The following is an 8,409-nucleotide window of genomic DNA, read 5'->3' as shown; positions in this document are numbered from 1 at the left end:
AATACAAAAAACCTTATGGATCGCTAATTAAATAACTTAAAATTTTAATTTTTTTTGTGGGATGGGCGTCCCCCCCGTCCTTTTGGGACGGGCGGGACGCCCATCCCACAAACTTGTGGAAGTTATTTAATTCTCATTCCTAAGTCAAAACAATCCTTCTGTATAAATGACTGTGCAAAATATTGAGAACGGACACCAAGCTAGCACAGCACTTGTCCACTTTGCTGAACCAGTATCGTATCGCTCTTCTACCCAAAAGTAGACCAGCAATAACGCACCCAGAAACGCCAAACTATTGATGAGTACCCCTGCTACTTCCACTCGCATTCCGAGAGCCATCAATCCCCGAATTAGCAAAGGAAAAAGCGGATAGAACGCCACAGAATGCTGCTGCCCGTCATTTGCATAGCTGTAGCCCAGAGTAGCGATTTTGGTGTACCATTCGCCGTCCCAATGCGAAAACAACTCCTAGCCACTTTTGGGAACAAAGCCGGGAACCGAAGGCTGTGAGTTCGGCATCGCGTCGAGCGATGGGCAATTACTTGCATCCCGATCGCAATTATCGATCGGCTCAGAAACCACATAGCAATTACAAAAATCAACCCGTCCCTGCTTTTGGAGCGCGGACGCTGCGGAATTACTTCTACCTCTAAATCAGTATTTGTCATGGCTAAAACAGCGCAAGACTGTTGATTTAAAATTAAAGTATAGTCCGCTGCAATTGCGATCGCCAAATATATAGGTAAGTAAAGCGCTACTGCTAATTTTAACGTCCGAGTTTATTGGGAATCCCTTCGCAGCCACCGGGAATAGTCTCTCTCGACTTCGAGCCGCACCAAGCGCAGCAGTAATAGCGCTGATCCTCCGACAGCCGCTTGACAGCGGTGAAATCAGCACGTTCAACCACAGCGCCGGTATGTTCACCCGTTTGATAGTTGGGAAATTCGGTACGGCTGCGGGGAGATGCCGTTTCTGCCGAGCCGTAGAATAATGCGGCGGCTCTCATGTCGGCGCGAGCGAGATTGGCGTCGTACAAGACAGCGCGCGAGAGGTTGGCTTTCACTAAATCGCACTTGCTGAGATTGGCGCGGACGAGGTTGGCTTCGCTCAAATCCGTCCACCGCAAATCGGTGCCAGCCAGGTCAGCACCCGCTAACATGACATTGAGATCGATAACGCGGATACCGTGATCTCTATCTTCAGCGTAGCCGCCGTCGCCGTCAAGAATGGGGCGGCCTAAAAGCCGATCGCGCTTCAGAGGAGTAACCAATCTAGACTGCGACAAAAACCGCAGAATTTTAGCTTTACCTTCAGCATCTACACTGCTCATAATCGCAGCCGTGCGGCCTTCTGCGATCGCCCTTTCCTGCGGCCAATCTTCCAAAAACCCTTGTTCGTCAAGGGCTAAGTCCGAAACCCCTTGAAAATAAGCATCGATCGTTTGCTGCTGCGTAATTCGATTTTGCTGAATCGTCAAATCTTTCGAGATCACGTACTGCCGCCAAGCCACGTAAACGCCCAAAATTGCGATCAAAATTTGGCCCAAAGCGCCGATCAACTCGCCGAGAGCGCCGATGGCGTCCCAGTTGATTTGGATGTTGCGGCTTCCCGGTTCAGTATTAGTACCACTGAGCATCAGCAAGCCAACAATCCCAGCTAAAAGCCCGAAGCAGGCGACGATCAGCGTGCGCCAAGTCGGCGGAATTACCTGCGCCCAGATTTTGCCCCAACTCGGCCACATCAGCCGCAGAGATACGCCCATCGCACCGACGGCGCCAATTAAGCCTAGCCAAATGTTGTCATTCGCCAGCCCAAAAATCATCGCTGCGATCAACCCCAGCGTCAGCACCGAACCCGACTTCTCAGTAGTCGTTTGTTCCGGCTGCTGCGGCAATAAAACCTTGCGAGTTGGAGGCGGCGGCACTGGTTTTTCGGGTTCAGCACTAGCGACGATTGTCCCTGATTCTGGTGGCACAGTAGGGTTCGCACCGTTGAGACTTTCTACAGTCACGTTAGATTCAGGGCGATTGGGTTGAGAAGAGTTGTTTTCTGGTGTCATGCGTTGAGGCAAATTCTAATTTTGGCCGATCACTAAAACGATTTTAACTAACCAAGGAGGATTCTAGATAGTATTACCATAGAAATATCCACTAATTACACTCAAAGAGGTAACATACTATGACCCTGGTACTTCCCAATCTGCAAGCAAAACAAAGGGGTCAAGTTCTTACAACAATCGCCGTCACAAATCGCATCGATCTAGTTATGGCTGAACGGGGATTCATTTCTGCTGAGGAAGTTCGCTCTGTTACCCTCGATAACGTTGTTGTCGATACCGGAGCAACTCTGCTTTCCTTGCCAGCTCTCATTATTAGCCAACTCGGTTTAAGACAAGTAGGAGAAAGAGATGTAGAAACATCGGCTGGCATCAAAAAAGGTCGAATTTTTGCAGGCGCTCAAATTATTGTAGAGGGGAGAGAAGGGAGATTTGATTGTTTAGAGTTACCCGAAGGCGTTTCTGCTGTTTTGCTGGGCGTGATTCCAATGGCAGAACTAGGCTTAGAACCTGATTTGAAAAATCGACGGTTGCGAGTATTGCCGATGAACAATCAGCAAACATATCTGATGGGTTAGTCGAGCGGCGTTTACCTTAGCACAAACCTCTCGCCTGTGATTCCTATCATCTCCAGTCAATTACCCGCCCTCAAAAATGTTTGTAGTGAGGACTAAAATCATCATAAAATTTTGAGTAATTTATTCCTCATTACCAAGGAATTTTCTTGATTTTTGAGAGGTTAGATATTCTTAAATGCAGTAAAAAAAAGCCAAAAAACTAGCTGGTTGGGTATATAGCGGTTCTCAAGCGTGGGGAGGTATGCCCTAGGCCCTATGCCCTAGACCCTATGCCCTAGGCCAAATAGTACCTCATGTTACTGATAAAGGCTATATGTAAGTTTTTTTTCCTACATCTACCGAGCAGAATAAGCCTTGAGCAAATACACGCCAACCGTCCCAAACATCAAAACAACTAACCCTAAAAGTAACTCGATACTAAACCTTTGAGCATTGCCCAAAGCGACAAGAATTTGCTGCCGCACCACAAACGCCAACAGCCAGCAAATCTCCGCCTTCAGCCAAACCAAAAGGCCTCGCCCCAACAGATATTGCCGGCGAGCGTTCTCCGAATTAATCGGTACGGGATAATTAAAAGTATGCGGATAGCGCGATACCGCAGTTAAAACCACAAAAATAATGGCAGCCACCGCCGGCATGATCCAAATCGTCACCTTGTCGCCCCAAGCATCAGCCAGCCCCCGATCGCCGAAATGAATCGGAATTCGATCGGGCAAAACCGCCCAAAACTGTACAATGAGTAAAACAGCCAGCAAAATCGCGATCGCAGCTAAAAGCTCTACCGCCACTAGAACAGGCGAAAGCCCCAGAGAAATAACCGGTCGTTGGTTTGGTCCGTTTCCAGTCATGGCTACTTAAAATTAGATTAATATTAGAAATAATAGTATTGGTTCCAATTTCATTCCCCAACAGCTTTCGTTGGGGGTTTCCAAACATCCCGCGAGGTTTTATGACGGCTCAGGTTTTGATTGAAAAGAAAAAGTTAGAAAAACCGCCCCTAACAATACACACATTAGGCGATCGCGTCCTGCGGCAGCCAGCGAAGCGCGTCAAAAGCGTCGATGCAGAAATTAGGCAGCTAGTCCGAGAAATGCTGCAAACCATGTACAGTGCCGACGGCATCGGTTTGGCCGCCCCCCAAGTCGGAGTCAACAAACAAGTAATCGTGCTCGATTGCGAGCCGGAAAACCCCGCCACACCCCCAATGGTTTTGATCAACCCTACCATCAAAAGTAGCAGCAGCGATGTCTGCATCATGCAAGAAGGGTGTTTGAGCATTCCGGGAGTTTATTTAGAAGTCAAACGCCCAGAAGTCATTGAAGTCTCCTACCGCGACGAATACGGCCGCCCGCAAACCCTAATAGCAACAGAGTTACTGTCGAGGGCAATTCAGCACGAAATGGATCACCTCAACGGAGTGCTGTTTGTAGACAGAGTAGAAAACAAGCTCGCACTGACTGAAGAATTAGTCAAGCACAAATTTTCGCCAAAGGCAGTAAAATCAGTATGATGGCAGGAACTCCGAAAAGTGGTTTACTCTTAGCTCTTTCGTGCATCACTGCGATCGCCGCAGTCGGCTCGATCTTTGAGCTGTCATCGGGAGAAGCTCAACTTGGCAATTTAGTCACCGGCATCATCCTCGCCCTCAGCGTACCGCTAACTGGCATATTTTTCTATGCAGCCGTTCAGGATGCCAGAGCAAATCTATAGAGCGAATCCGTGAGAACCCCGGTCATTGATGCTCTTGATGAAACCTGCGTTGCAGCCGCAAGGCGGCCAGTATCTCAAGGTTGATTAACAGTAGGACTTTTTCTGACATTTGCTAACAATCACTGACATTTGGTACAGGTCTTTGTACCATGTAGAATTAATTAAGCCGGTCAGATGAACGGTGAAAAACCTTTCCATGATTGCCCGCTCCTGTGGATACACAACCCATAGAGATGTAGCAGCAGCTCAGGTGATCCGTAATCACGGATTGTCTGGGGAGGGACGCTTCCTGGACATTAAAGAAAATGCCTGTGGAGATGGTCTGACGAGGACTGGTAACAGTCTAGTTAAGAATCTAAGAGACAGGAAGAAGGGTGGAAAGGCGCGGCTTAGCCCGCCTTGTAACACCCTTTGAGAATCCCCGTCTCCTCGCGAGCGGGGAGTACGTCAACAGCAGAGTCATTAGTCAGCAGTCATGAGTTATTAGTCATTAGTTATTAGTCATTAGTCAGCAGCTAACAACTAATAACTGTGGCATAAAAATTGCGGATAAATAACATCAGCTAACAGCTCTCGATCTCATGACTAATAACTGTGGACTATAACTGTGGAATAAAGACGGCCCAAAAATAACATCAGCTAACAGCTCGCGATCTCATGACTAATGACTAATGACTAATGACCGATGACTGATGACTCATAACTAATGACTAATGAAATCGGATTTCTGCGACAAGTGCCCGCAAAAGGCGCTGCGGGAGAGCCAGCGTCCAAGTACCAACTTGATGAAAATGGGGAAGTGGCCATCGGACGCGATCGAAATTGTCAAATAACTTTAGAGTCGATCGCCCACGGCATGGTTTCCCGCCGCCACGCCACAGTCCGTCCCCTGACTCAGGGTACTTTGAGGAGATGGGAAATTTGCGACCTCAACAGCGCTAACGGAACTTATATCAACGGGAAAAAGCTGCAAGGCTGCCAAACTTTAGAAACAGGCGATCGCATCAGTCTCGGGCTTGACGGCCCTGAATTCATATTTGAAACTCCCCTAACTCCTCATCCAACTAAACCCGAATTCCCCACACCACAAACCGGCAATTTTGCTGGTAGCGAAAAAGACACTCTCACCTTAACTCAATTATTCCCGATCGCCTCAACGGGCAAACTATTAAGCCAAAAAGCTTACTTATATCCAGGTATTGCCACAGTTATTGTTGTCGTGTCGATGTTTGTCGCCGTGGGAAATTCCGCAGCATTCAACTTGCTGCTGTCAGCTTACCTCGCCGGTGCGGCTTACTACTTTATCTATCAACTGTGTGGCAAACACAAGCCTTGGTGGGTATTGCTTGGTTCGGCTTTAGCTACAGTCCTGATATTGCTCAGCCCCTTATTAATTGGATTTATATTAGTATTTAGAGAAATTTTGCCCGGCCGCCTGCCAACCGAAGGCGAAACAATCAGTTTTTTGCCTTTTTTGACCAGAATGTTTTTCGGGGCGGGTCTGATGGAAGAATTGCTGAAAGCCCTGCCCGTTTTGGGAGCAATGCTGCTGGGAAATTGGCTGAAAAATCCGTGGCGCGATCGAGTCGGCGTTTGGGAACCTTTAGACGGAATTCTATTAGGAAGTGCCTCGGCAGTCGGCTTTACACTGTTAGAAACTATGGGACAGCACGTTCCCAATATTATCCAAAATGTCACCCTGCAAGCAGGACCCGACGCCGGACAATTAGTAGGATTGCAGTTGCTAATTCCCCGCATTTTGGGTTCGGTCGCCGGACATATGGCTTACAGTGGCTATTTGGGATATTTTATCGGTTTGAGCGCCCTCAAACCCAGAAAGCGCTGGCCTATTTTGGGCGTAGGTTATTTCAGCGCTTCGGCACTTCACGCTTTGTGGAATGCGTCGGGAACCGCTAGCGTACTTTTGCTGGCGTTGGTGGGAGTTTTGTCCTATGCGTTTTTGGTAGCTGCGATTTTGAAAGCCAGAGCTCTGTCTCCGAATCGAAAGCAAAATTTTGCCACTCGCATATTTTCTCAAAAGTGACTGCTGAGTGCTTAATTGTTGAAGTACGATCGCACCTCAAGCTGCCATTTTTTTCTTTTGTTTTAACCAGCTTAAACCAGCGAATGCTAAAGCTGTCCCCCCAGCAGTGAGAGGTTCGGGAACTGGTTCGGCTTCGGTATCCACTAGAGTGTAAGAAACAGAGATATCGTCGAAGAAATTTCTACCGGCTAGATTTGGCGTCTCACCGTTGTAGGCCGTATATGCCTCGGAATACCCACTTAACACAGAAGGGTTCCAGGTAGTATAACCCGTCCTTTTGTTAGTGATAGACCAAGATATGTTGCTCTTCGACTGAAGGTACAAAGGCCCTCCTGGTTCGTCTGGAGGAATGAGTAATTCACTCCTCGTCGCATAGTCGCTGCCATAGGCATTCAGTCCGAGAAAATCCCCTTGATAAAATAAAGCTGTAGCCCCTGCCAAATTGTTATATTGTTTGCCTCCCACAGTGAAACCGTATAATCTTCCGTCGGAAACGCGAATATATTCCTCTCCTATTCCTGTAAGTGAGGAGTTATTCATCTTGAAAAAATTCAAATTGCTACCTCCACCAGATCCCACTTGGAAATTGTAGGTGAGTTCGACGGCTTGTGCTTTGTCTACTCCTACCAATGACACGCCTGAAAACACACTTAAAATTGTGCTAGCGATCGCACTTCCTAATCTGGGCAGTAGTTTGTGACTCATTGTTTTTTTTATTAAGGTTTACCTAACAATACTTGGGACTGTTTTTGATTGCCAAGCGTATAATAACGGTTTCAAGGATCTGCAGCCATCTCGCTACCAACGGAAAATCGATTGTTTCAGACGAAGAACTAAAAACAGTCCCGACTATTGACGTAAGTGTAGTTTATTTTAGTGAGCCAGCGCCCGTAATGTTGGGCATTCTTAAGGTAAATTTTTTTGACTTCAAACATTGCCAAATGTCAACACCCCTACTACTATAGGTGCTCTTAGGGCTGAATTTTGTATCATTTCTTACTTGGCAACAATTGCTTTTGGGGCTAAACAAGACAAATGTTTGAGCATCCCGGAAAAATATTCCCACGGAGTTGTGTTGTAGCGATGCGGAGGACTCACGCCCGCGTGGGAGTTTTGTCCTATGCGTTTTTGGTAGGCGCGATTTGACAGAACCGGGGCGTGAGTCAAATCGCGCCTAAATTTTGCCACGATAATATTTTATGTGCGATTCGTTTAGCCGAAACTCGAAAGGGGGGATGGCTAGCAGCGGTGGGGTAAACCTATTAGGGTTAGAGTTCGCACTTTAATCCCCCATCGATGACAACTTACTATTCATGCAGGTGAGAAAACCTAGTCGAGCATCAAGCTAAGAAAACTAGGGGAAAACGGGAAAGATGAAGGTGCCAATCAACATCATAACCAACATCCAAAATAAATCAAGTCCTGACATCATGGTGCGTGATTGAAAACACACAAAGAGCCAGAGATAATACTGGTTTCCTCTACACAAAGACTGACAACCTTTATGTAAAGCGAGGGTGAAAGCGGGCAATCGGGATAGCTGAATACCGACACCGCAAGTAAAAATCCTATAACCGAATCATTGCGAAAGTAATGAAGTCGTGGGGTAGAAGCGCAAGCTAACAAATTGTCGATACAACCGTCGTAATTTATCACCAGAGGGAATAAGCTTATCAGAGGAATCTGAACTTCTGGGTCAGGAATATCTGGCAAGGGTAAGGACTGTCAGGGTTGTAAAACCGAGACAGCGCACCACCTAGAACCCCGGCGGAGAGACAAACCCTAACGGATTTAATCAATGAACAGTAGGAACGAAATAATCCTTTTGTATGCTCCTCTTCAATTCGATTGTTGAGGTAGGCTGTCAGGCTACAAGCTGTGAAAGGCTGGGATGGTTTAAGAAGCTAATGCCTAACCTGAAATAACAGGTAATGCCGAAAAAGGGATGGGGTAACGCCCAGGATATGCAGACGTAAGCCGCGAAGGTGATTAAGTGAAAAGGTGCAATTAGTAATGGACAA

Annotated in this window: 10 protein-coding genes; 5 read left to right on the top strand and 5 right to left on the bottom strand. The window is 47.1% G+C overall.

Annotated features, from left to right (window positions below):
• Nucleotides 1-144: 144 nt before the first annotated feature.
• On the bottom strand, nucleotides 145-465 hold the full coding sequence (locus ACUVJL_RS36750) for a mannosyltransferase family protein (protein ID WP_445250329.1): 321 nt from the start codon (nucleotides 463-465) through the stop codon (nucleotides 145-147).
• Between the two features lie 41 nt (nucleotides 466-506).
• Here ACUVJL_RS36750 and ACUVJL_RS36745 point away from each other — a divergent pair, with 41 nt between their 5' ends.
• Nucleotides 507-653 (top strand): hypothetical protein, encoded by a 147-nt coding sequence (locus ACUVJL_RS36745; RefSeq protein WP_445250328.1) that lies wholly within the window; start codon nucleotides 507-509, stop codon nucleotides 651-653.
• Between the two features lie 113 nt (nucleotides 654-766).
• Here the strand turns inward: ACUVJL_RS36745 and ACUVJL_RS36740 are convergent, their stop codons facing one another.
• On the bottom strand, nucleotides 767-2,059 hold the full coding sequence (locus tag ACUVJL_RS36740) for a pentapeptide repeat-containing protein (RefSeq protein ID WP_445250327.1): 1,293 nt from the start codon (nucleotides 2,057-2,059) through the stop codon (nucleotides 767-769).
• Nucleotides 2,060-2,178: 119 nt separating this feature from the next.
• Between ACUVJL_RS36740 and ACUVJL_RS36735 the strand changes: the two genes are divergently transcribed.
• Nucleotides 2,179-2,634 carry an aspartyl protease gene (locus ACUVJL_RS36735; RefSeq protein WP_445250326.1) on the top strand — a complete coding sequence of 152 codons (456 nt, stop codon included), beginning with the start codon at nucleotides 2,179-2,181 and terminating at the stop codon, nucleotides 2,632-2,634.
• Between the two features lie 335 nt (nucleotides 2,635-2,969).
• On the opposite strand, the gene ACUVJL_RS36730 is transcribed toward ACUVJL_RS36735, so the two are convergent.
• A complete protein-coding gene (locus ACUVJL_RS36730) occupies nucleotides 2,970-3,482 on the bottom strand; it encodes a DUF1648 domain-containing protein (protein ID WP_445250325.1) in 513 nt (170 codons plus the stop codon).
• A 101-nt stretch (nucleotides 3,483-3,583) separates the two neighbouring features.
• Between ACUVJL_RS36730 and def the strand changes: the two genes are divergently transcribed.
• The 3 genes from def (at nucleotide 3,584) to ACUVJL_RS36715 (ending at nucleotide 6,388) form a co-directional block, all read left to right on the top strand.
• Nucleotides 3,584-4,144, top strand: coding sequence for a peptide deformylase (def, locus tag ACUVJL_RS36725; protein ID WP_445250324.1), 561 nt, complete (start codon nucleotides 3,584-3,586; stop codon nucleotides 4,142-4,144).
• Nucleotides 4,144-4,344, top strand: coding sequence for a hypothetical protein (locus tag ACUVJL_RS36720; RefSeq protein ID WP_199292547.1), 201 nt, complete (start codon nucleotides 4,144-4,146; stop codon nucleotides 4,342-4,344). The genes def and ACUVJL_RS36720 overlap by 1 nt, the downstream gene beginning before the upstream one ends.
• Nucleotides 4,345-5,050: 706 nt before the next feature.
• Complete coding sequence (locus ACUVJL_RS36715) at nucleotides 5,051-6,388, top strand: PrsW family glutamic-type intramembrane protease (RefSeq protein WP_445250323.1); 1,338 nt, start codon at nucleotides 5,051-5,053, stop codon at nucleotides 6,386-6,388.
• A gap of 36 nt (nucleotides 6,389-6,424) precedes the next feature.
• Here the strand turns inward: ACUVJL_RS36715 and ACUVJL_RS36710 are convergent, their stop codons facing one another.
• The gene (locus tag ACUVJL_RS36710; protein ID WP_445250322.1) at nucleotides 6,425-7,093 is read right to left on the bottom strand and encodes a hypothetical protein; all 669 of its coding nucleotides are present in this window, start codon (nucleotides 7,091-7,093) and stop codon (nucleotides 6,425-6,427) included.
• Between the two features lie 291 nt (nucleotides 7,094-7,384).
• Nucleotides 7,385-7,576: a hypothetical protein gene (locus ACUVJL_RS36705; RefSeq protein WP_445250321.1), complete on the bottom strand. Its 192-nt coding sequence runs from the start codon at nucleotides 7,574-7,576 to the stop codon at nucleotides 7,385-7,387.
• Nucleotides 7,577-8,409: the final 833 nt, after the last annotated feature.

The sequence above is a fragment of the Microcoleus sp. OTE_8_concoct_300 genome, assembly GCF_031383065.1.
Classification (GTDB): Bacteria; Cyanobacteriota; Cyanobacteriia; order Cyanobacteriales; family Microcoleaceae; genus Microcoleus.
This window is presented reverse-complemented; position numbering and strand designations above follow the sequence as displayed.

Coding starts and splice junctions, on each gene's coding strand:
- ACUVJL_RS36715 (WP_445250323.1), top strand. CDS start 5,051: ATGACTAATGAAATCGGATTTCTGCGACAAGTGCCCGCAAAAGGCGCT.
- def (WP_445250324.1), top strand. CDS start 3,584: ATGACGGCTCAGGTTTTGATTGAAAAGAAAAAGTTAGAAAAACCGCCC.
- ACUVJL_RS36740 (WP_445250327.1), bottom strand. CDS start 2,059: ATGACACCAGAAAACAACTCTTCTCAACCCAATCGCCCTGAATCTAAC.
- ACUVJL_RS36735 (WP_445250326.1), top strand. CDS start 2,179: ATGACCCTGGTACTTCCCAATCTGCAAGCAAAACAAAGGGGTCAAGTT.
- ACUVJL_RS36720 (WP_199292547.1), top strand. CDS start 4,144: ATGGCAGGAACTCCGAAAAGTGGTTTACTCTTAGCTCTTTCGTGCATC.
- ACUVJL_RS36730 (WP_445250325.1), bottom strand. CDS start 3,482: ATGACTGGAAACGGACCAAACCAACGACCGGTTATTTCTCTGGGGCTT.
- ACUVJL_RS36710 (WP_445250322.1), bottom strand. CDS start 7,093: ATGAGTCACAAACTACTGCCCAGATTAGGAAGTGCGATCGCTAGCACA.